Genomic DNA, 24351 nt, shown 5'->3' on the forward strand with positions numbered 1-24351 from the left:
CAACAGAAGCTAACGCTCCCCCGCCATGTCATTTCAATAGTAGCTAGCTCTGCACCCGCCTTACAGCATCCTGCCAACCAGCATAAAAATCATCACGAGTTGCTTTAGACATCCCAGGCTCAAAACGCTTATCGCAGTGCCACATCGACTGCAACGTTTCCAGAGATTCAAACACTCCCGCTTGCAAGCCTGCCAGATATGCCACACCCAGAGCCGTAGTTTCAATAATCTCCGGTCGGTCTACATTGGCACCCAGAATATCTGCCAGATGACTCAATACCCAGTTATTGGCAACCATACCTCCATCAACACGCAGGGTTGTCGGCCTAACGCCATCACTTTCCATCGCCTTTTGCAGGTCTTTAGTCTGAAAGCATACCGATTGCAGACCCGCAGTCACTATCTCCTTAATACCGGTATCTCTAGTCAGACCAAAAATAGCTCCTCGCGCATTAGGGTCCCAATAAGGCGCCCCCAACCCGGTAAATGCCGGCACCATATAAACACCATGATCCAGTGGTGTTTGCTGCGCTAAAGGCTCTGCATCTGCGGCGCCTTTAATCAACTGCAAACCATCACGCAACCATTGAATAGTCGCACCGGCAATAAAAATACTGCCCTCTAATGCATATGTAGGTTTGCCGTTAAGCCTGTAGGCGACAGTCGTCAGCAATCGGTTTTTTGATATCAGCGCCTTTTCACCGGTATTAAGCATCAGAAAGCAGCCAGTGCCATAAGTGCTTTTTGCCATCCCTTCATTAAAACAGGTCTGGCCAAACAGCGCGGCTTGCTGATCACCAGCAACCCCCAAAACAGGGACTTCCTCTCCCAGTAGCGTCTTACCCGTTACCCCAAAATGAGCTGCAGAATCCATCACCTCAGGCAGCATTGAAACAGGAATATCGAACAGTTCCAGCAGATCATCATCCCATTCCTGCGTATGGATATTGAATAACATAGTACGAGAAGCGTTTGTTGCATCTGTACGGTGCTCTTTACCTTCAGTCAGATGCCACAACAAATAACTGTCTACAGTGCCAAATACCAGCTCCCCTCGTTCAGCCCGTTCCCGGGCACCCGGTACTTCATTAAGTATCCAGCGAATCTTGGTCGCGGAAAAATAAGGATCAATCAATAACCCGGTTTTTGCGCTAATCAGTTCTGCACATCCCTGTTCAGTCAGAGACTGGCAATATTCATATGTGCGACGATCTTGCCATACAATAGCGTTATAGACAGGTTTGCCTGTTTTACGGTCCCAAACTATTGTGGTTTCCCGTTGATTAGTAATACCTACAGCGATCAGCTCTGAAGCTGATATAGCATTTTCACTCAACACCTTACGACAGGTTTCTAACACCGTACCCCAAAGGTCGTCGGGATTGTGTTCAACCCAACCGTCATTAGGAAAGTGTTGTGAAAACTCTTTCTGAGCCAGTCCGTGTACCCGCCCCTCTGTCGTAAACAGAACGGCTCTTGAACTTGTAGTACCTTGATCCACGGATAATATGTAACCAGACATGAACACAGCCCTATTGTTATTTTTTATGTTCTTTATTGTTCGATAATGCACGAAAACGAACAAACAGGCAACGAATAAGCTTCTTACTCGAACCTATCTATAAACTTAAATGGATGTCCGTTAACAATTCCAACCACTATATGCGATAATTTCCAGCATATTCAGTCGCCCATATAATGAGCTGAATCAGCCAGTTAAGCAAAGCCGAGATAGTAACTGAAAGGACTTTTATAATGACTCAGAACCAGCGTCAACTGCAGATAATGGAGTTGGTCCAGCAAAAAGGCTTTGTCAGTATCGATGAATTAGTTAATCACTTCAAAGTTACGCCTCAGACGATTCGCAGGGATCTTAACCAACTGGCAGAAGCTAAGAAACTACGTCGCCATCATGGTGGTGCAGGTTCGGACTCCAGCACGGTGAATGTCTCGTATCAGTCCCGTAAAATCATGAACCTGGAAGCGAAAGAGCGCATCGCAGAAGAGTTGGTAAAAATGATTCCCGATGGTTCCTCCCTATTTATTAATATTGGAACAACAACTGAAACCATCGCCAGAGCATTACTTAAGCACCACAACCTTAAAGTAGTTACTAATAATATTCATGTCGCGGCAACGCTGTCAGCTAAAGAAGATTTCTCGGTTATTATTGCAGCAGGCGAAGTACGACACAGGGATGGCGGCATTGTAGGTGAAGCAACCAGTGAATTTATCAGTCAGTTTCAGATGGATTTTGGCATCATAGGTATCAGCGGCGTCAGCCCTGAAGGCTCACTACTCGACTTTGATTACCGCGAAGTCCGGGTTGCTCAGGCGATTATCGAACATTCAAATAATGTTATCCTGGCCGTTGATCATTCTAAATTCGGTCGCAGTGCTATGGTAAAGCTGGGGACTATCTCTCAAATCGATCAGGTTTTCACTGATCAGACTCCACCGGAAAGCATTACTGATATTCTCAATAGTAATGACATCGCATTACATATTATCTAAGAACCTCACTCTCTCATCCGCTCTTTTTGAGCGGATATTAATGACCATTTAATCGCCTCGTAAGTTCGGGCGAGAATTTTTTTCACCTTAAAATGTTCGTTTTTGATTGGTTTTTTTCACCAAAGAACATTATAGTGTTTAAAAACGAACCATAAGAACTTATTACAACGGTATTCAACAGGAAGCCCGTTGAGGAGAAACAAAGATGAGCCTTAAACATGAGGTTTATGATCTACTCGTCGTAGGCGGTGGTATAAATGGCGCAGGTATCGCAGCAGACGCCGCAGGACGAGGCCTCTCTGTAATACTGAGTGAAATGAATGATCTGGGCTCTGCAACATCTTCAAATAGCAGTAAGCTGATCCATGGTGGGCTGCGATACCTTGAGTACTATGAGTTTCGTTTAGTCCGGGAAGCGTTAGCTGAGCGGGAAGTGTTGCTCAAAAACGCCCCTCATATTATCTGGCCACTTCGCTTCAGACTGCCCCATCGCCCTCATCTCAGGCCCGCACTGATGATAAGAGCAGGGCTGTTTCTCTATGATCATCTGGCAAAACGGGTCACTCTACCCAGCTCTAAAGGTATAAAGTTCGGTAGCGAAAGTCCGCTAAAAAGCATTATGAAACGCGGCTTTGAATACTCAGACGGCTGGGTTGATGATGCACGCCTGGTAACTCTGAATGCCCTGGCCGCTCAGGCCAAAGGCGCCACTATCAGAACGCGGTCTAAATGCATCAGTGCAACACGCTCTGACGGATTATGGACAGTACGACTACAGGACAATATAAGCGGTCAGATCGAAACACTGCAGGCGCGCTCCATTGTCAATGCGTCCGGCCCCTGGGTATCCAGCCTGTTTGATGAAGTCATCAGTATTCAGCCTCCTAAGAAAGTTCGTTTGGTAAAAGGCAGCCACATTATTGTGCCCCGGATTCACGACGAAGCTGAAGCATATATTCTACAAAATGAAGATAGTCGAATTGTATTTGTGATCCCTTACGAAGATGAGTTCTCCCTGATTGGCACAACCGATAAAGAATACTACGGCGATCCTGCTAAGGTCGCGATAGATCAGGATGAGATTGACTATCTGGTCGATGTTACCAATCAGCATTTCCGATCCCAGATCAGTGCATCCGATGTTGTCAGAACATACTCTGGTGTCAGACCACTTCTGGATGATGAAGCAGACTCTGCTCAGGCAGTCACCCGCGACTACACATTTGAGGTTGATGCACCGAGTCAGCAAGCACCACTGATCTCAATTTTTGGAGGCAAGATCACGACCTATCGAAAGCTCTCAGAAGCAGCGGTAGATAAACTCTGCGAACACTTCCCTAAAGCCGGTAAAAAATGGACCGCAGATGCCCGGTTACCCGGTGGCGACTTTACCGATCAACTCAGCCTGCGAAAACAAGTCAGCAAGCAATACCCCTGGTTACCAACGGGACTGGTAAAGCGTTTCGTTCGTACCTACGGCACCCTGACTTTTAAACTGCTGGAAGATGCAAATCAACTCAGCGAACTGGGATTACAGTTTGCTGACGGCTTTTACGAAGCCGAGATTCTCTACCTGATTAACCACGAGTGGGCTTTGACGACCGAAGACATCATCTGGCGGAGAACCAAGCAAGGCCTGCGAATGAGTGATCAGGAAACCAAAAACCTTACTCAATACCTTGATAACCATTTCAATCAGAATATCAAAACCGCCTCCTGCTTATAGAGACGGTTTCATCAAACAACAATCATCCTAATAACGATAAATAACCAGGAGATTTCATGTCTATTAAAGTTGCTATCAATGGCTTTGGTCGTATTGGCCGCAATGTATTGCGGGCCCTGTATGAAGGTGGCTATCGCGATCAGATTCAAATCGTCGCTATTAATGATTTGGGTGATGCCGAAATCAATGCTCACCTGACCCGTTTCGATACCGTACATGGAAAGTTTAACGGTGAGGTCGAAGTAAATGGCGATTCGCTGGTCATAAATAACGATCTTATTAAAACATTCTCAGAACGTAATCCGGCAGACCTTCCCTGGGGGGACCTGAATGTCGATGTCGTCTATGAGTGCACTGGTATTTTCACCAGCCGTGAAGCAGCATCCGCACATATCACCGCAGGCGCAAAGAAAGTTATTATATCTGCACCCGCCAGCGACGTTGATGCCACTGTGGTATATGGCATTAATCACGCCATTCTGAGTGCAGATCATCAGATCATTTCAAATGCATCCTGCACCACCAACTGCCTTGCGCCAATAGCCAAGCCGCTTAACGATGCTTTAGGCATCGAAAACGGGCTAATGACCACCATTCACGCCTATACCAACGACCAGAACCTGAGTGATGTATACCATTCTGACCTTTATAGGGCCCGTGCGGCAGGTCACTCAATGATCCCCACTAAAACCGGCGCTGCTGCAGCGGTAGGCCTGGTATTACCAGAGTTGAATGGCAAGTTCGATGGCATGGCGGTCCGGGTACCCACCATTAATGTTTCACTGGTTGACTTAACCTTTGTTGCTGAGCGCGATACCAGCGTTGAAGAAGTCAACGCCATTATTCAGGAAGCCGCCCACGGTTCGCTGAAAGGGGTGTTGGAAATTAACAGCCTCCCGCTGGTGTCTGTTGATTTTAACCACAACCCGGCCTCATCCATTTTTGATTGCAGCCAGACCAAAGTAAATGGCCGACTGATAAAAGTAATGTCTTGGTACGACAACGAATGGGGCTTCTCAAACCGTATGTTAGATAACACTATCGCGCTCATTGAAGCGGCAAAATAATATAAACAGGGCAATTAGTATGCAGCGCAGAACAAAAATTGTTGCCACCTTAGGGCCGGCTACCAGCAGCCCTGAGGCAATTGAGCAACTGATAAAAGCTGGCGTTAACGTCGTTAGAATGAATTTTTCGCACGGGACAGCTGAGGATCATAAAGCCCGGGCTGAACTGGTAAGAGAGTTCGCTAAAAAGCAGGGCCGCTTTGTTGCCATTCTGGGTGATCTGCAAGGCCCTAAGATCCGTATCTCGCAGTTTAAAAACGGCAAGATCGAATTGAAACCGGGCCAGGATTTTATTCTGGATGCTTCCTTAGGTCGTGAAGACGGCGATGAAAACCAGGTGGGAATCGATTACAAAGAGCTGGTCACAGACAGTCGCCCCGGTGACATTCTGCTACTGGACGATGGTCGGGTCGAACTCTTAGTTCACTCAGTAGCAGGCCCTGCGATCCACTGCGAAGTTAAAATTGCTGGTCCTCTGTCCAATAACAAAGGTATCAATCGTAAAGGCGGTGGTCTCTCAGCCGCCGCTTTAACCGAGAAGGATAAGCGCGACATATGTGTTGCTGCCGACATTGATGTCGACTATCTGGCGGTCTCTTTTCCACGCGATGCTGCCGATATCGAATATGCAAGAAATCTTCTACTGGAGACCGGCGGTCAGGCGGACATCATCGCCAAGATAGAGCGGGCTGAAGCGGTCGAAGATCACGATGTACTGGACCAGATAATCAAAGCTTCTGACGGCGTCATGGTAGCCCGTGGTGATCTGGGTGTTGAGATCGGCGACGCAGAACTGATCGGAGTACAGAAGCATATTATCAACCGGGCACGTACCTTTAACCGCTTCGCTATTACTGCAACTCAAATGATGGAATCAATGATTACCAGTCCAATGCCAACACGGGCTGAAGTATTCGATGTAGCTAATGCCGTGCTAGATGGTACCGATGCTGTGATGCTCTCAGCCGAGACTGCAGCTGGTGATTATCCTATTCAAACAGTCGAAGCGATGGCCCGTGTAATTATAGGCGCAGAGCGACAAGCGACAGTTACCAAATCTAATCATCGGATCAATGAATCATTTTCTCATACCGATGAAACCATTGCGATGTCAGCTATGTATGCAGCCAACCATCTGGATGGCGTTAAAGCGATTATCTGTATGACCGAGAGTGGATCAACTCCCCTGTTGATGTCACGTATACGTTCTGGGCAGCCTATTTTTGCCTATTCTCGCCACCCTAAAACCCAGCGTCGCGTTGCTATTTACCGGGGTGTGAAGACCGTACCCTTTAACAGCGAAAACATTCCTAATGAAGAGATCAACCAATTCGCAGTTGATGAACTGGTACGTAGGGCTATCGTCAGCGAAGGTGATTTGGTGATCATTACCAAGGGCAACTACGTCAACGCTCAGGGCGGCACCAATACAATGAAAGTCATTCGGGTCGGCGCAACTATCCAGTAGCAGATAACAATAATTCAATCACAGATTGCAGCTATCGAGCTACTCAATTCACAGACTCGTAAACTCAGGAGACTGAAGCGATGAATCAACAACATGCTTATTCAAAACAAGATCAAAACAGCCCGGAATATCAAAACCAGGACTGGCCCAGGGATTTCGATTTCCGTACTGAAGTGGCAGAGCAGCAGGAAATAATTACTCCTGACGCAGCAAATAAACAAGCTCCCCAGCCACTGACATGTTCTGAATACGACTTTTAAAAATAAATTAATAAGAGCCCAAAATGACGACTCAAATAAAAACAATTATCGCACGGGAAATTCTTGATTCACGAGGCAACCCTACTGTCGAAGCCGAGGTTATTCTTGAATCTGGCGCTATCGGGCTGGCCTGCGCACCGTCAGGTGCAAGTACCGGCTCCAGAGAAGCGCTGGAATTAAGGGATAATGATAAAGACCGCTACCTGGGTAAAGGTGTAACTAAAGCCGTTGCCAATATTAACGATGCGATCAGCAAGCTCCTCTATGGTTTTGATGCAACCAATCAGAGCCTTATTGACACTATGCTGATCGAGAAAGATGGTACAGATAATAAGTCTTTTTTTGGTGCTAATGCGATCCTGGCCGTTTCACTGGCAACAGCAAAGGCTGCAGCCAATCATAAAAACGTCGAGCTATATCAGCATATCGCTGAACTCTACGGCCAGCCTGGCCGGTTCAGTATGCCTCTGCCAATGATGAATATTATCAATGGTGGTGAACATGCCGACAACAGCATCGATATTCAGGAATTCATGATACAACCAGTGTCAGCCACCAGTTTTAAAGAAGCACTGCGCATGGGCGCTGAAGTTTTCCACAGCCTGAAATCTGTACTTAAAGACCGCTCACTGAACACTGCAGTTGGTGATGAAGGCGGCTTTGCACCAGATCTGGCATCTAATGAGGAAGCCCTGAGCGTCATTAAACAAGCGGTAAGTAACGCCGGCTATACCCTGGGTAAAGATATTACGCTAGCTCTGGACTGCGCTGCATCAGAGTTTTACAAAGATGATGAGTATCACCTATACAGTGAAAATAAATCATTCTCATCCAATGAGTTTTCTGACTACCTAGCCTCGCTATGCCAACACTATCCAATCACTTCAATTGAAGATGGCCTAGATGAGTCTGACTGGAGTGGCTGGGCTTATCTGACAGAGCAACTGGGGAAACAAATTCAATTGGTCGGTGATGACCTGTTTGTCACTGACGCAAAAACGCTGCAGCGAGGAATCGACAATCAGGTAGGTAATTCAATTCTGATTAAATTTAATCAGATCGGCACCCTGACAGAAACCCTGGAAGCGATTCGTAAAGCGCAGGACGCGGGCTATACCGCCGTTATCTCTCACCGTTCAGGTGAAACCGAAGATACCACCATCGCCGACCTTGCCGTTGCAACTTGCTCAGGTCAGATAAAAACCGGATCTCTGTGTCGTTCTGACCGGGTTGCTAAATATAACCGCTTACTTCGAATCGAAGAGCAACTGGGTGACAGTGCAATCTTAAATGGTCGTTCTGAAATCAAAGGCCAGTAACTACAGAGGGTATCACCATGAGAACAAGTGTCGTCATTGGAAACTGGAAAATGAACGGTGATCGGGTAGCCAACATTAAACTTCTGGATCGTCTGGAGAAAGAGCTTTCGGTGCAAAACAACTGTGCCGTAGTAGTCTGTCCTCCATTTCCTTTTCTGTCACAGGTAGCAGGCTGGCTTCTAAGCCAGAAAATAAATATTGGCGCTCAGAATGTCAGTGCACATAATTATGGCGCGCATACCGGCGAAGTCTGTGGGCAAATGCTGACCGAACTGGGCTGCTCATACGTACTTCTGGGGCATTCGGAACGACGAGCAGACAACTACGAATCTGATACAGAGATTGCAGCAAAATTTGCAGCTGCAATTGAAACCGGATTGACACCAGTACTCTGTGTCGGCGAAACGCTGGATCAGAAAAATGCCGGTTTAACCCAATCTGTTGTTACCGGTCAGATTACCTCTGTCATAGAGCAACTAGGCATCAGTGTTTTCAATAAAGCAATTATCGCCTATGAACCTGTCTGGGCAATAGGTACCGGAGAGACGGCCACACCAGAACAGGCACAGGCAGTACATCTGGCCATCCGCACTCTGATCCGTAGCTATGACAATATCCTCGCTGACAAAATAGCCATTCTGTATGGCGGTAGTGTAAAAGCCTCTAATGCGAAAGCACTGTTCAGTCAGATCGATATTGATGGCGCATTGGTCGGTGGCGCCGCTCTGGATGCCGATCAGTTTATCAGCATCTGTAACGCCGCAGCTTAACTCCCAGTTCAGGCCCTCCGATACTATTCTTGCACGGTATTTATCATCGTGAGGGCCTTTTTTACCTACTCAAACAATAACAATGCAGGCATTTCATGAGTGATCAGCTCGTTCAAAATTCTATTTTTCCGTCTGAAGACAAGATTCCTACAGCATATAAACTAAATGGTTCTATGGATCAACGTAGCTATCTTTTAAACGGTGAGATTCTCCAATGGCATGGTGATGTCACACCGATTCAAAGCCCAGTCTGTATTTCAACTGATTCAGGATTAGAGCAAGTCACCCTGGGATCTTCTCCGTTGATGGATTCGGAAGCTGCCCTTAAGGCCCTGGATGCAGCAACTGTTGCATATTCTCAAGGTTGCGGAAACTGGCCTTCAATGACAGTTGCCGATCGCATTCAACATATTGAACTGTTTCTTCAGAACATGCGTAGCAAGCGTGCAGAAGTAGTAAAGCTTTTAATGTGGGAGATTGGTAAACCACTGATAGACTCAGAAAAAGAGTTCGATCGTACCTGCGACTACATTGTCGATACTATCCATGCACTAAAAGATCTGGACAGAAATTCCAGTCGTTTTGAAATTGAGCAGGGAACCCTGGCTCAGATCAGACGCCTATCACTAGGCGTAGTCCTCTGTATGGGGCCTTATAATTATCCGCTGAATGAAACCTTCACCACATTAATTCCAGCACTGATCATGGGCAATACAGTTATTTTTAAACCGGCAAAATTTGGTGTGCTGTTAATGACACCTCTGCTTGAGGCATTTCAGAAAAGCTTCCCTAAGGGCGTTATTAATATAATTTACGGTCGTGGAAGAGACACTATTCCTTGTCTGATGTCCTCCGGAAAAATTGATGTATTCGCTTTTATCGGTACCAATAAAGCCGCCAGTGCTCTGAAAAAAATGCACCCTAAGCCCCATCGACTAAGAGCAGTATTAGGCCTGGACGCTAAAAACCCTGGTATTATTCTACCTGATGTCGATCTGGACAATGCCGTTAACGAGTGTATTGCCGGCGCTCTGTCTTTTAATGGCCAGCGCTGCACCGCACTGAAGATTATTTTTGTTCACGTAAGTCAACAAAATGCATTTATAGATAAGTTTGTCAGCACTATTGAAAAACTTACACCCGGCATGCCCTGGTCCAACCTGGTGCAACTTACCCCGTTACCGGAGCCCGGTAAAACAACCTATCTGAATGCGTTGGTTGAAGACGCTGTTAGTCATGGCGCTACGATTATGAATCAGTCAGGCGGCCAACACTCAGGGACATACTTCCATCCCGCAGTACTATCGCCTGTCAGCCCAGATTCTCGCATCTATAAAGAGGAACAGTTTGGCCCGGTTATCCCGATCGTACCCTATACAGATATATCTGAAGTGACCCAATACGTTCTGGATTCAGAGTTCGGGCAACAACTGAGTATTTTCGGTAACAACCCCTCTGAAGTAGCAAAACTGATCGATACTTTTTCGCACCAGGTGGGTCGAATCAACCTTAACTGCCAATGCCAGCGCGGACCGGACCTGTTCCCTTTTAATGGCCGAAAAGACTCTGCTGAAGGCACACTATCGGTATCCGACGCGCTGCGTGTTTTCTCCATCAGATCCGTTGTCGCCACCAAACATTGTGACAACGGCAAAAACCTGATTAGAGATATTATCAGAGACCGGGATTCGGCTTTTTTATCTACCGATTTCATTTTCTAGCCTGGTAAGTATTATTCTGTTAAACCTCTCTACAGGTTTGCTCTAAAGCTGTTTTATACGCTCATAAAAAAAGCCCTGAACAGATCAGGGCTTTTTATCAAACAAGTGCAGATCAGACCTTCACAGTAGCCATAATAGACTCAAGGCCGGCCTTATTATCGTGAATTTCGGCTTCAGTCAGACCCACCATTTCATAAGGCAGAACCAGCCAGTTTTCTGAGGTATTCACAAAGAAATCCGGTTCGCGCTCAGTACGATTTTCGGTAGGTTTAAACCAGGGTACAGCGACTTTCACATCGGTTGGCATATTCAGTCGCAGTCGCTGAGACATCTGTTCAATCACCGCACTGATACTGTGACCAGAACCAAATACATCATCAACGATTAACAGCTTATCGTCACGGTTAAGGTTTTCTATCAGGTACTTCAGACCATGCACTTTAATGCTGTTTTCACCATCGATCATAGACTGATAACTCGGCAGTCCACGGTAAGAGGTACGAATCGAAATATGGTCGGTTTTAACCCCCAGGTATTGCAGGCACTCCTGCACATAAATACCTACGGTACTGCCGCCACGCCAGATACCGACAATAAAGTCAGGCCGGTAACCCGCTTCAAAAATTTGTGCGCCTAAACGAAACGAATCATTAATCAGCGCCTGCTCTGTAATAAATTGCTTTTCCAAGAGACTATCCCGCCTGTTTAATGTTGTTCAGGTATCAGATGACCAATTATTTCAAACAGCTCCGGACGGTGTTCCTTGATCTCATCAACGCCCAGACCTTCCAGCGAGTGGGGATATTTTAGCCACTCCTCAGTCTCATGCAGATAGTACTCAGGATCAACCCCGGTTTTATTCCGTGACGGCTTAAAGTACGGCACCGCAATACGGATATCATGTGGCGTATTAAGACGGCACTTACGTTTCAACTCAGCAATAACCGCCTGGATAGTCAGACCGGTATCGTAAACGTCATCCACTATCAGCAACTGATCATCGGCGGTGATGTTCTTAATCAGGTAATCCATACCATGAATCAATACAGTCTTAGAGCGGCCGTCAATGCCATCGCTGTACGATGATGTACGAATAGCAATATGGTCACTTTGAACACCGTAATAAGCCATAAACTCCTGCACTGCTACACCGATTGGTGTGCCTCCGCGCCAGATAGCAATTATGTAGCTGGGCTTGAAGCCATCATTTAGAACTTTTGCACCCAGGCGAAAGGAATCTTCCAGCAGCGTTTGTGCATCCAGGTATGTTTTCTGAACCATTGTCATCACACTCTTAAGTCAACATCAGACATCATAACAATCACCGGGCCGATACTGAATCAGGATTTGACAATAACTGACTTTATAGTCAAATAAAATTATTAAGTCTGGCTCTTCATTCTGTTTTTTACTCCCTGTTCGATCAGCAACATACACCAGGCTCCGATGACAAAAGGAGCTGTTAGCGGAATAATGCCTGACATCAGAAACAGCTCTGCTATTAACACAGTCAGGAGAATACCCAAGCAGACAAACACAGGAGAAATAGTCTTATTCGCTGATAGTGCTACAGCGACAAGCACAGCGTTATAGCTGTAGAGACCGGATAAAATCCGGGTGTCAGAAAAGTTCATAAGAAAAGCGGCAATAACACTGACAACGGTGGCCAGAAGCGCCCAGCTTCCAGCCGTTTTCGAGGCGACAAACAGGCCAGCCAGAAATAACAGGCCGCTGATCCCGTTGTCCTGAAACATGACCTGCCCCAGCCCTTTAAATAAAGCCTCAACCAACGACAGAAAACTCACATCACCGGCTATCGCAACCGCTGCAGCCCCCCTGTCGCACAACAGCAAAATCAACCAGCCTGAAAGAATAAAAGGCGCGGTAAACGGCGGCAATACAGAACACTTAAGAAACAGTTTCATAGATACCGATGTCAGCATCGCCGCTGCACATATAATAAGCAGATTAAGAACGGATATCGGCCAGAAGAAACAGATCATCAGACCTGTTAGCGCACCATTAAAACCATATAATCCTTGCTGCCGGTGTTCCGCTTCAGTACCCAGAACCGTCGCACTTAAATGCCCGCTAATCAGTCCAATCAACGCAGCTATAAACATCTCCACTGAATTAACAGCGATACCGGCCAGAAACAGCAACCCCGTCAGCGCATTGTTCTGCAGCATTATCTGTCCAATACCGCGAAACAACGGCTTAAAGTAAATATGAGATACGGCTGGCATTCTGGCTCTCTGTCAAATAGCTAAGTGGGTATTACAAGGGCAAATAAACCAGGGTAAAAAAGAAGCGCCACTCCGTTATTACGGAGCAGCGCTGTATCAACTCAGTTTGCCTGTATAAGATTGTAGCGGCAACGCTTTAAAATCACAGAGCTTTGAAGGGGTAAAACTCTGCAACTATAAAGCCCTATTAATAAGCCCTGTTAATAAGCACTATTAATAAGCCCTTCAGGCAAAACCGAGATCAGATAGCCAGGCATTAAAAATGCCACTTTAGTAACAGCGCCGGGTTACGCTCATCAACCCCGTCGATACCAAACTTATTATTCCAGTGAGCATATTCGACACCGACATAAACAGGCTGCTTAGTCCCTATCAGCTTGCCTGCATTCCATTTAAGCTGAGAGGTGAAGTTCATCTCTGATGCATGGTCTGACTCTTCAGTCGACCAGTCGATAAAGCCATCATAAAGAAACTCAGAACTACCCAGCTCAAATGGCAGGCCCCAGGTCAGCGTTAACTGACGATCATTATCCTTACCTTCATTATTGGCATGGTAAAGGTTCAGGTTTACGTAACGGAAACCAGGCACGTCCAGACTCACACCGACACCGGCAAGGAAGTTATCAAAGCCTTCACCGCTTTCCCAGGTACCCGCTAACAGAACATCTTTAACCGGCCCGAAGGAAAGACCATTCTCAGTCAGGTTCCCCAGACTCAGTCGTGGCGACAGCTCCATATAATTACTGCTATCACCGTTATCTGATTCCAGACGATCGATAAACAGGAAATTATCTCCCCAACTGTGACCACTGGCATGCTCTATCGTCACTACCTGACGCTCATTATCCCCTACCTCATAATCACTGCCTTTCAGGTAACTCAGACTGAAAGAGCTCCACAGCTGTTCTGCAGATGCTGAAGTGGATAGCAGGGCTCCAGCCAGAATACATGCTGCTGATTTTGATATTTTCATTATTGCCGTTTCCTTATTTTTATTTTCAGTTTTTTCGAGCGCACACAGCTCTGCCGACCAGTCCTGAAGGCATTGCTGAGTATTGGGTTGGGAAAGTGCTGTACAACACAGACCGCACTTACCCCCGCTTCGAATATCCGGGGGCGGTACAGAACTGTTGTTTAATCTTGCTTAGTTATTAGTCCAGAAAGGAGGGACTAACTGGCCAGCCTTTGCGCCAGGCTTTTCTGGCGCTCAATCAGCTGATTCAGGTCCTGATTCAGAATTGCTCCATCGATAACCCGCCACTGGCCTGCTACCATCACCCTATCGGCCTTATTAGCGCCACAAAGTACCAGCGCCGCCAGTGGATCTCCGGCACCGGCAAAGCGCAGTTCATCCAGCTTAAAGAGTGCTATATCGGCCTGCTTCCCTACTTTCAGCGCTCCCAAATCATCCCGACCAAGACACCGGGCCGATCCTTCAGTCGCCCATGAAAGCACTTTCTGATGGGTAATTTCAGACGCTTCATACTTCAATCGACCCAGCAAAAACGCCTGACGCACCTCCTGAATCATATTAGAACCATCGTTGGAGGCAGAACCATCGACCCCCAGCCCGACCGGACTACCGGCACGTTCCAGCGCCAATGTCGGACAGAGCCCTGAGGCCAGTAGCATATTCGAAGATGGGCAGTGTGCAATCCCGGTACCCGCTTCACCCAGACGACGTATTTCATCATCATTAAAGTGAATACCATGGGCCAGCCAGGTCCGGTCGTTTAACCAGCCTACCTTCTCCAGATAATCCAATGGACGCAGACCAAACATCTCGATACAGAAAGCTGTCTCATCGTGGGTTTCGGCCAGATGAGTATGCAAGCGTACGTCGTGCTGTTCGGCTAATGCAGCACTGGCCCGCATCAACTCTTCACTAACCGAAAATGGAGAGCATGGCGCCAGAGCAACCCGGGTCATCGCCCCTGCTTCAGCTTTATGATAGCGCTGAATCAGACGTTCACTATCCGCCAGAATAGTATCCTCATCCTGCACCGTGGACTGTGGCGGCAAACCACCGTCATCTTCGCCAAGGCTCATAGAACCCCGGGTCAAATGAACCCTCACCCCCAGCTTTGCGGCCTGTACCATCTGAATATCAATGGCATTTTCCAGCCCCTGGGGAAACAGGTAGTGATGATCACTTGCCGTGGTACAGCCGGACAACAGAAGCTCTGACAGTGCCACCTGGGTAGACACCTCAATCATCTCTTCCCCCAGCTTGGCCCACACCGGATAAAGACTCTTCAGCCAACTGAACAGTGACTTATTCAGCGCCTGTGGATAGGCACGGGTCAGCGTCTGATAAAAGTGATGATGACTGTTAATCAGTCCCGGCAACATAACATGTTCACGGGCATCAAATACCTCATCCACCGCTACTGTCGGCGTTCCTCCATTGGCCACCAGCTCAACTATTTGCTGGTTTTCAATAACAACACCACCAGCACACTCGCTTGTAAGGGTTGCCAGGGGATCTTTTATCCAGAGTCTATGCGCACTCACAGGCTGTTTCTCCAATCATTCAACTTTAATATCAGCATTAATTAACTTTTATTGGGCTCAACAACAACCACCTGAGCTTCAGCTTCCGACTCACTGAAAACCTCTTCAGCCTGAGCTTCTGATTCCTCTGCACCCAGGTCTTCCGGCAGAATAATATTCAGGAAGATAGCTGCAAAAGCACCGATTGTAAGCGGGTTACCAATAATGTTCTTCATTTGATCAGGCATTGAAGACAGTACTTCAGGTACAAAATCAACACCAAGACCCATACCGATTGAAATGGCAGTAATGAACATCGCCCTGCGATCAAGGCCGCTCTCAGCAATAATTTTAACACCGGCCATCGCTACAGTACCAAACATGATCAGAGTAGCACCGCCAAGCACCGGCTTGGGCATCTGCTGCAATACACCACCGATAATAGGGAATAGACCAAGCAGTACCAAAATCCCTGCAATAAAGACAGCCACATAACGACTGGCAACACCCGTTAACTGAATGACGCCGTTATTCTGACTAAAGGTGGTCATCGGCAAGCTGTTCAGAGATGCAGCGATAGCAGAGTTTACACCATCACCCAAAACACCACCTTTGATACGCTTAACAAACAACGGACCAGTGACAGGTTGCTTAGAAACCATGCTGTTAGCCGTCAGGTCACCAGTGGTTTCCAGTGCAGTAATCACATAAATAATAGCGATAGGAATAAAAGCGGCCAGATCAAAGTTAAAGCCATACTTAAAGGGTACAGGCACTGATACCAGTGGCAATGTGCTCAGCGTACTGAAATCAACCTTACCCATCGACCATGCGACGACAAAACCAACTGTCAAACCCATAATCACTGCACTTAAACGCAGCAGATGCACCTGGAAACGGTTAAAGATAACAATGGTTATCAGCACTAAGGAAGCAAGTAACAGATTCACCGGAGAACCCAGGTCAGGAGCACCAAAACCACCGGCAATATCAGTCATTGCAATCTTGATCAGGTGTAAGCCGATCAGTGTAATAATGGTACCTGTCACAATCGGCGTAATGATTTTTTTAAGCTTATCGATAAAACGGCTTAGGATAATTTCTACGGAAGCCGCCAGGAAGCAGACGCCGAAAATAGTTGCCAGAATATCTTCTGGTGTCCCGCCTCTGTTTTTAACAATAAAGCCGGCCGCCAGGATGGAGCTCAGGAATGCAAAGCTGGTGCCTTGCACACAGAGTAGCCCGGAGCCAATCGGACCAAACCGCCGCGCCTGAATAAAAGTACCAATACCCGACACAATTAGCGCCATGCTGACTAGGTAAGGTATTTCACTACCTAAGCCAAGCACCCCGCCAACAATCAGGGTTGGTGTAATGATACCAATGAAGCTTGCCAGCACATGCTGTAAAGCTGCAAAGGTTGAAACAGAAAATCCGGGTCTATCGTCTAGTCCGAAAACCAGATCGTTTGATGATGAGTTGCCTTTAGCCATTGTGATATCACCCTAGTTATTTTTTTTCGGTTATTCCCCGGCTTCTGTGCCAAACCGGGTTCTCACAAGTTTTTTCAGATCAAATGATCTGCACAAGCTTAAAGTTAAATCAGGCGACGCACCTTGTCCACAATTATGTATACAATTTAATATTCACATTATGAAATACTATCTGAATCATTGTATCCACCAAATAACCAACCAGGTTACACCCCACCTCTAAAAACTACCTAAACAGTGCTAAAAGCATTGTCACATGGCATATCAACATCTTTTCGCCACTGCAGAATGATAGCCTTTTTGTTAACTAAAACAGCGTGACTATAAATCAGAAACAACAATGAAGTACGACCCACTGAATAAGCAGGTCTGACAATTCAATGAGAATTAAACCCAAAGTATACAAAACACAGTTGTATACAAAAAACACCAAATAAAGGTATACATAATATATTTCCCGCTGATAGCAGAAATTTCACTTGGCAATCTCCGCTAAGACAGGAGATTACCGGGCCACTGGCGCTAAACGAAAAATATTTAAAGGCCTTAGATATTACATTTACTGACTTTTGGGTCAGCTTTATATTGACTTAAAAGTCAGCTTTTACTTTAATGATTGTATTCAAACTAAACTCCATAACAAATATAACTATATCAGGAGGTCCGCCTTGATCAGGTTCTTACTAAATAAGGAACTGCGGGTTGAGCAGAACTTAGACCCCAACATGACTGTGCTGAATTACCTGCGTTCCGAAGTCGGCAAGACAGGTACCAAGGAGGGTTGTGCATCCGGAGATTGTGGCGCTTGTACTGTCGTACTGGGTGAACTGGACGGTGACCGCATTCACTATAAAAGCATCAACTCCTGCCTCACATTTATCTCTGCACTCAACGGTAAACAACTCATCAGTGTTGAAGATCTGCAACAGGGTGATCAGCTTCATCCGGCGCAACAGTCGATGGTCGATTGTCATGGCAGCCAATGCGGCTTCTGTACCCCGGGTATCGTTATGTCGATGTTTGCCCTGGGCAAAAACGTAGGCCAGCCAGATAAAGAAGATATTCATGAAGCGCTGGCAGGCAATCTATGCCGCTGCACCGGCTATCGTCCGATTATCGATGCCGCTGAACAGATGTATGAAGATGTTACACCGGACAAGTTCGATACTGACCTGACTGAGACCGTTGAGAAACTGCGCGGCATTCAACCACAGCAGCAGACTCAGATTTCCGATGGTACTAACCATGCGTTCAATCCAACCAGCATCACGGAGCTGGCCGGGTTACTTGAACAGTACCCAGATGCCCGTCTGGTCGCTGGCGGTACCGATCTTGCGCTAGAGGTCACTCAGTTCCACCGGGAGATTAAAAACCTGATCTACGTCGGGGATATAGATGCGCTGAAACAGGTCCAAGTATTTGATGACAGGATTGAACTGGGTGCCAGTGCCGCTCTGACCGATTGCTATGAAACACTCAACAGTGATTACCCGGACTTTGGCGCACTACTGCATCGTTTTGCCTCATTGCAGATCCGAAACCAGGGCACACTGGGTGGCAACATTGGTAACGCATCACCCATTGGTGATTCGCCTCCGGCGCTGATCGCACTGAATGCTCAGTTAGTACTTCGCAAAGGTGAGCAGAGTCGTACCATCGCTCTGCAGGATTACTTTATTGACTATAAAGTCACCGCTCAGCAACCGGGTGAATTTATCGAAAAAATTATCCTGCCCCGCTCAACCGATAACGGAGAGTTTCGCAGCTATAAGATATCTAAGCGTATCGATGATGATATCTCAGCCGTACTCGGCTGCTTTAATCTGCGTATCAACAATGGCCAGATCGAATCAGCCCGAATTGCATTTGGCGGTATGGCTGCCATTCCTATGCGGGCCCGCCAGTGCGAGAAGGTATTAACCGGAGCCCCCTGGACGATGGCAACTATCGAAAAGGCAAAGCAGGCACTGGAACAGGATTTCAATCCAATCTCAGATTTCAGGGCTTCCCGGGAATATCGCATGTTAACAGCAACGAACATGCTAACCCGCTACTTTGTTGAGATTGAAACCCCAGAAGTTGAAACACGGGTAACCGCATATGTCTAATCATCATAACAATAAGAAAACCCAGGCCGAGATGCTGGAACTGGTTAAGCAGGACTTGAAAACCGGCGTTGGTCGTAGTGTTAAACATGAAAGTGCTGCCAAGCAGGTAAGTGGCGAAGCGCTCTACATCGATGACCGTCTGGAGTTCCCGAATCAACTCCACGTCTATGCGCGGATGTCTGACAAAGCCCACGCCCGGATTACCAAGCTGGATGTCAGCCCCTGTTACGACTTCCCCGGTGTCGCTATCGCGATCACAGCTAAAGACGTACCTGGTCAGCTGGATATAGGTGCAGTGCTGCCTGGTGATCCGTTACTGGCCGATGACATCGTCGAATTCTACGGACAGCCGGTACTGGCCGTTGCTGCTAACGATCATGAAACCGCTCGTAAAGCTGCTATGGCCGCTATTGTCGAATACGAAGATCTGGAACCGGTCCTGTCGGTTGAAGAGGCTCTGGAAAAAGAGCATTACGTTAGTGAACCCCACACCCATCAACGGGGTGATTCTGCTACCGCATTAGCCGCAGCCAAACATCAGGTATCCGGTAGCGTCCACATTGGCGGACAGGAACACTTCTATCTGGAAACCCAGATCAGTTCAGTTATACCCACCGAAGATGGCGGTATGATCGTCTATACATCCACTCAGAATCCGACCGAAGTCCAGAAACTGGTCGCTGAAGTATTGGGCGTATCGTTCAATAAGATTCAGATCGATATGCGCCGCATGGGTGGCGGTTTCGGCGGTAAAGAAACCCAGGCATCAAGCCCGGCTTGTCTGGCGGCAGTGGTTGCCCATCTGACCCGTCGTCCGGCCAAAATGCGCTTACCCCGCATGGAAGATATGATGATGACCGGTAAACGGCATCCGTTCTTCAATCAGTATGAGGTTGGCTATGATGATAATGGCCGTATTACCGGCTGCGAGATGAAACTGGCAGGTAACTGCGGTTACTCCCCCGATCTGTCCAACTCAATTGTTGACCGGGCAATGTTTCACAGTGATAACGGCTATTACTTAGGTGATGCCACTATCACCGGCTACCGTTGTAAAACTAATCTGGCATCTAACACGGCCTACCGTGGTTTTGGTGGACCCCAGGGCCTGATTATGCCGGAGATTATTCTCGATGATATCGCCCGCACTCTGGGTAAAGATCCTTTAGAAGTGAGAAAGAACAACTTCTATGGTGGCGAAGGCCGCGATACCACCCACTACTATCAAAAGGTTGAAGACAACGTTTTGCCAGAACTGATCGAAGATCTGGAGCAGAGCTGTGAGTATCAAAAGCGCCGTCAGGAGATCAGTGAATACAATGCCAACAGCCCGATCCTGAAAAAAGGCCTGGCACTGACGCCGGTTAAATTCGGTATATCTTTCACCGCAACCTTCCTTAATCAGGCAGGCGCACTGATTCATATCTATACCGACGGCAGTATCCACCTTAACCATGGTGGTACTGAGATGGGTCAGGGTCTGAATACTAAAGTCGCCCAGATTGTTGCAGAAGAGTTTCAGGTTGATTTTGATACTATCCATATCACTGCGACCAATACCGACAAGGTACCTAATACCTCGCCGACTGCCGCATCATCCGGCGCCGATCTGAATGGTAAAGCTGCGCAAAATGCAGCCCTGAACATTAAACAGCGGTTGGTTGAATTTGCTGCACGCCATTTCAATGTCTCGGAAGAAGATATCGGGTTCCGCAATAACCACGTGATTATTCGTGATCAGCTGATGCCGTTTTCTGAGTTTATCGAGCTGGCCTATTTCAACCAGATATCGCTTTCCAGCACCGGTTTCTATCGCACGCCTAAGATCTACTACGATCGCGATCAGGCCCGGGGCCGACCGTTTTATTACTACGCCTATGGCGCAGCTTGCAGCGAAGTCGTAGTGGATAGTCTGACCGGTGAATATAAGATTTTACGTGCGGATATCCTGCACGATGTCGGCGCTTCACTGAATCCGGCGATTGATATCGGCCAGGTGGAAGGCGCCTTTGTCCAAGGCGCTGGCTGGCTGACATCCGAGGAACTGGTCTGGAACGATCAGGGCCGACTCATGACATCCGGACCTGCCAGTTACAAGATTCCGGCAGTCACCGATATGCCGATCGATTTCCGGGTACGCCTGGTGGAAAACCGTAAGAACAAAGAAGATACCGTGTTTAATTCTAAAGCGGTGGGTGAACCACCATTTATGCTGGGTATCTCCGTGTTCTGCGCCATTAAAGACGCGATTTCCAGTTTGACCGGTTACCGCATCAGTCCGTCGATCGACGCTCCGGCAACACCAGAGCGAGTGTTATGGGCGATTCAGGATGTGCAAAAACAGCAGCAACAACCACAAGCTGAAACGTCTTTGGAAACAACCGAAGCATAAGCCTCCTGAACATAACGATAGCGATAATAATAAGAGTGGGAGCCCTAATATGAATACTGAGTGGATCAAAGCGCTAAGCAAGCTGGAAGCCGACGCTACCCCCGCGGTCATCATCACCGTCGTGGAAGAGCGGGGCTCAACGCCGCGTAATGCCGGGGCCAAAATGCTGGTCAGTGAAGCGCAGCGGTTTGATACTATCGGCGGCGGCCATCTGGAATACAAGGCGATTAAAATCGCCCGTCAGATTCTGGCAGAGAAACAGACCCAGCCGCGGCTGGAACGCTTTTCACTGGGCGCCAGCCTTGGTCAGTGCTGTGGCGGTGCGACCACTTTGTTATTCGAACCTATGGCGACCAGCACCGTACAGATTACTTTGTTCGGTGCCGGTCACGTAGGTAAAGCGCTGATCCCGGTGTTGGCCAGCCTGCCCTGTAAGATCCGCTGGATCGATGCCCGCGAAGAGGAGTTTCCGGAGTTGATTCCCGATGGCGTAGAAAAGGTCGTTAATGAGTTCCCGGTTGATGAGGTAGAGAATCAGCCTGCTGACAGCTACTTCATCGTCATGACCCATAACCATCAGCTGGACCAGGAGCTAACCGAAGCGATTCTAACGCGCAATGATTTCAAGTATTTCGGTCTGATCGGTTCGAACACTAAACGCAATAAATTTGTCCACCGCTTGCAGGCCAAAGGCTTTAGCAGCGAACAGATCGATCGTATGACCTGCCCGATGGGTATCCCGGAAATAAAAGGCAAACTACCGGCGGAGATCGCCGTGTCAGTTGCCGGCGAAGTGATAGCACACTACAACGCTGCATTCGGGACCCAACAGCAAACCACACCAGCAGAAACAGCAGTGGTTAATCGTCTTGCAATATAACGATTAATCACTGATGACTAACCAAACATGTAACAATACTGACAACGATACTGAGACCTGCCAGCTATGACACAATCCACTATAAAAGCCTACCGCGCCGCCATCTTAGACAGTCTGGGTGATCCGGCAGAACTGGGCATTCCTGAGAGTTACCGCTATTTCGAAGATGGCCTGCTGGTCGTGGATAATGGTCAGATCAGTGCGCTGGGCAATGCCACCGATCTGCTTAAAGACCTGCCGGCTGATATCGATGTCACTGAGTATAAAGATGCCCTGATCACACCGGGCTTTATTGATACCCATATTCACTATCCTCAGACCGGCATGATCGCGTCCTACGGCGAGCAACTACTGGACTGGCTGGAGAATTACACCTTCCCGGCTGAACATAAGTTTATCGATCCTGCCCACGCCGAAGAGGTCTCTGACATATTCCTCACCGAGCTGCTACGCAACGGTACGACCACCGCGCTGGTATTCGGCACTGTCCACCCACAGTCTGTAGATGCATTCTTCAGCTGCGCGGAAAAACGTAACCTGCGTATGATCTGCGGCAAAGTGATGATGGATCGCAATGCACCTGAAACCCTTACGGATACAGCCGAAAGCGGTTACGAAGAGAGCAAAGCGCTGATTGAGCGCTGGCATGGCAAAGGGCGTCTGCACTATGCGGTAACACCACGTTTCGCGCCGACAAGTACCCCGGAACAGTTGACTGCGGCCGGACAGTTACTGCAGGAGTATGACGGTCTGTATATGCATACTCATCTGTCAGAAAACAAAAACGAAATCGAGTGGGTAAAAGAGCTGTTCCCTGAGCAGAACGGTTATCTGGATGTCTACGACCACCACAATCTGCTAGGCGAGCGCTCGGTATTCGCCCATGGAGTACACCTCTGCGACGACGAATGTAAGCGTCTGGCAGAAACAGATTCAGCGATCGCCTTCTGTCCTACCTCCAATCTGTTTCTCGGCAGCGGTTTGTTCAACCTGCCGAAAATGGAACAGCATAAAATTAAAGTAGGTCTGGGTACCGATGTTGGAGCAGGTACCAGCTTTTCAATTCTGCAGACCATCAATGAAGCCTACAAAGTGATGCAGTTACAGGGCGAAAAACTGAATCCGTTTAAATCGCTATATCTGGCGACTTTAGGGGGTGCGAAAGCGCTACAGTTAGATGAACAGGTGGGTAACCTGGAACCGGGTAGCGAAGCTGATTTTGTGGTGCTGGACTATAACTCGACACCGCTGATGGGCTATCGGATGGCGCAGGCAAAAAGCCTTGAGGAACGCCTGTTTGTCATGATGACGCTGGGCGATGACCGGGCGGTTAAAGAGACATTTGCGATGGGACAAAGCGTATTTAAACGCGACTAATCATGCTCTGCTCTTTTGACTTAAATGGTCATGTTATCTGAATAATACATGGCCATTTTTCTACCTGTATAAGTAGTCCAGCGGGGCTATTTCCTGCTTCAATCCTCACATGCAACGCCCAGCCTCTACTCTTCAATTTATCCTTGTGTTTCAACGTACTAGTTCGGGTTGACTCACAGATAATCGATTTTAATTCTTCGCCATTGTTCGATATTGAATAATCAATCCAATAATTTCATGATCACTGGCTACCGCTTGCATCGATTCAGTCATCGAACGACGCTGAGGCAGTAGAATATTAAACTTATTTCTTAGAACTTCATTTACCTGATCATCAGAATTCGGGTCTAATTCTTTGCCTGCAAAAACACATATCCGCTGAAGTAAAAAAGCCTTACTCGCCATTAATTCATTATCCAATCGAGGGGGTTAATTTTTTCTCAGGCAACAAATTATTACTAATAATTTGTCACCATTTTTTTTGATAAAATAGTTTTTTAATCTGACTTAAAGCACA

The 24351-nt window shown here is 47.5% G+C and carries 20 protein-coding genes; 12 read left to right on the plus strand and 8 right to left on the minus strand.

What is annotated here, in order from left to right; genetic code table 11:
* Nucleotides 1–43: 43 nt before the first annotated feature.
* Nucleotides 44–1522 carry a glycerol kinase GlpK gene (glpK, locus tag EHS89_RS03575; protein WP_124924718.1) on the minus strand — a complete coding sequence of 493 codons (1479 nt, stop codon included), beginning with the start codon at nt 1520–1522 and terminating at the stop codon, nt 44–46.
* A gap of 233 nt (nt 1523–1755) precedes the next feature.
* On the opposite strand from glpK, the gene EHS89_RS03580 reads away from it, so the two are divergent.
* The 8 genes from EHS89_RS03580 to EHS89_RS03615 all read left to right on the plus strand — a co-directional run bounded on the left by EHS89_RS03580 (nt 1756) and on the right by EHS89_RS03615 (nt 10845).
* A complete protein-coding gene (locus EHS89_RS03580) occupies nt 1756–2514 on the plus strand; it encodes a DeoR/GlpR family transcriptional regulator (protein WP_124924719.1) in 759 nt (252 codons plus the stop codon).
* 205 nt (nt 2515–2719) lie between these two features.
* A complete protein-coding gene (gene glpD, locus EHS89_RS03585) occupies nt 2720–4240 on the plus strand; it encodes a glycerol-3-phosphate dehydrogenase (protein ID WP_124924720.1) in 1521 nt (506 codons plus the stop codon).
* Nucleotides 4241–4296: 56 nt separating this feature from the next.
* Entirely contained in the window at nt 4297–5307 is a 1011-nt protein-coding gene (gene gap / locus EHS89_RS03590) for a type I glyceraldehyde-3-phosphate dehydrogenase (protein WP_124924721.1), read from the plus strand.
* 19 nt (nt 5308–5326) lie between these two features.
* A complete protein-coding gene (gene pyk / locus EHS89_RS03595) occupies nt 5327–6775 on the plus strand; it encodes a pyruvate kinase (RefSeq protein WP_124924722.1) in 1449 nt (482 codons plus the stop codon).
* Between the two features lie 80 nt (nt 6776–6855).
* Nucleotides 6856–7035: a hypothetical protein gene (locus EHS89_RS03600; protein ID WP_124924723.1), complete on the plus strand. Its 180-nt coding sequence runs from the start codon at nt 6856–6858 to the stop codon at nt 7033–7035.
* A 23-nt stretch (nt 7036–7058) separates the two neighbouring features.
* Nucleotides 7059–8354: a phosphopyruvate hydratase gene (eno, locus tag EHS89_RS03605; RefSeq protein WP_124924724.1), complete on the plus strand. Its 1296-nt coding sequence runs from the start codon at nt 7059–7061 to the stop codon at nt 8352–8354.
* Between the two features lie 17 nt (nt 8355–8371).
* Complete coding sequence (tpiA, locus tag EHS89_RS03610) at nt 8372–9124, plus strand: triose-phosphate isomerase (RefSeq protein ID WP_124924725.1); 753 nt, start codon at nt 8372–8374, stop codon at nt 9122–9124.
* A gap of 95 nt (nt 9125–9219) precedes the next feature.
* Complete coding sequence (locus EHS89_RS03615) at nt 9220–10845, plus strand: NADP-dependent glyceraldehyde-3-phosphate dehydrogenase (protein WP_124924726.1); 1626 nt, start codon at nt 9220–9222, stop codon at nt 10843–10845.
* 112 nt (nt 10846–10957) lie between these two features.
* Here EHS89_RS03615 and EHS89_RS03620 read toward each other — a convergent pair whose 3' ends face one another.
* The 6 genes from EHS89_RS03620 to EHS89_RS03645 form a co-directional block, all read right to left on the minus strand.
* The gene (locus EHS89_RS03620) at nt 10958–11533 is read right to left on the minus strand and encodes a phosphoribosyltransferase (protein WP_124924727.1); all 576 of its coding nucleotides are present in this window, start codon (nt 11531–11533) and stop codon (nt 10958–10960) included.
* A gap of 17 nt (nt 11534–11550) precedes the next feature.
* Complete coding sequence (locus tag EHS89_RS03625) at nt 11551–12126, minus strand: phosphoribosyltransferase (protein ID WP_124924728.1); 576 nt, start codon at nt 12124–12126, stop codon at nt 11551–11553.
* A gap of 101 nt (nt 12127–12227) precedes the next feature.
* A complete protein-coding gene (locus EHS89_RS03630) occupies nt 12228–13091 on the minus strand; it encodes an urea transporter (protein WP_124924729.1) in 864 nt (287 codons plus the stop codon).
* 256 nt (nt 13092–13347) lie between these two features.
* The gene (locus tag EHS89_RS03635) at nt 13348–14064 is read right to left on the minus strand and encodes a DUF5020 family protein (protein WP_124924730.1); all 717 of its coding nucleotides are present in this window, start codon (nt 14062–14064) and stop codon (nt 13348–13350) included.
* A 197-nt stretch (nt 14065–14261) separates the two neighbouring features.
* Nucleotides 14262–15605, minus strand: a complete 1344-nt coding sequence (locus EHS89_RS03640) for an 8-oxoguanine deaminase (RefSeq protein WP_124924731.1) — start codon at nt 15603–15605, stop codon at nt 14262–14264.
* A gap of 41 nt (nt 15606–15646) precedes the next feature.
* Nucleotides 15647–17077 (minus strand): nucleobase:cation symporter-2 family protein, encoded by a 1431-nt coding sequence (locus EHS89_RS03645; protein ID WP_124924732.1) that lies wholly within the window; start codon nt 17075–17077, stop codon nt 15647–15649.
* Nucleotides 17078–17745: 668 nt separating this feature from the next.
* Here EHS89_RS03645 and xdhA point away from each other — a divergent pair.
* From xdhA to guaD, 4 genes are all read left to right on the plus strand, one after another.
* Entirely contained in the window at nt 17746–19185 is a 1440-nt protein-coding gene (gene xdhA / locus EHS89_RS03650; RefSeq protein WP_124924733.1) for a xanthine dehydrogenase small subunit, read from the plus strand.
* Nucleotides 19178–21577: a xanthine dehydrogenase molybdopterin binding subunit gene (gene xdhB / locus EHS89_RS03655; RefSeq protein WP_124924734.1), complete on the plus strand. Its 2400-nt coding sequence runs from the start codon at nt 19178–19180 to the stop codon at nt 21575–21577. The genes xdhA and xdhB overlap by 8 nt, the downstream gene beginning before the upstream one ends.
* A 49-nt stretch (nt 21578–21626) precedes the next feature.
* Nucleotides 21627–22457 carry a xanthine dehydrogenase accessory protein XdhC gene (gene xdhC / locus EHS89_RS03660; protein WP_124924735.1) on the plus strand — a complete coding sequence of 277 codons (831 nt, stop codon included), beginning with the start codon at nt 21627–21629 and terminating at the stop codon, nt 22455–22457.
* Between the two features lie 66 nt (nt 22458–22523).
* On the plus strand, nt 22524–23834 hold the full coding sequence (gene guaD, locus EHS89_RS03665) for a guanine deaminase (RefSeq protein WP_124924736.1): 1311 nt from the start codon (nt 22524–22526) through the stop codon (nt 23832–23834).
* A gap of 189 nt (nt 23835–24023) precedes the next feature.
* On the opposite strand, the gene EHS89_RS03670 is transcribed toward guaD, so the two are convergent.
* Complete coding sequence (locus EHS89_RS03670) at nt 24024–24239, minus strand: hypothetical protein (protein WP_124924737.1); 216 nt, start codon at nt 24237–24239, stop codon at nt 24024–24026.
* Nucleotides 24240–24351: the final 112 nt, after the last annotated feature.

Origin of the sequence: Amphritea balenae, from assembly GCF_003858655.1 — a bacterium.
Classification (GTDB): Bacteria; Pseudomonadota; Gammaproteobacteria; order Pseudomonadales; family Balneatricaceae; genus Amphritea; species Amphritea balenae.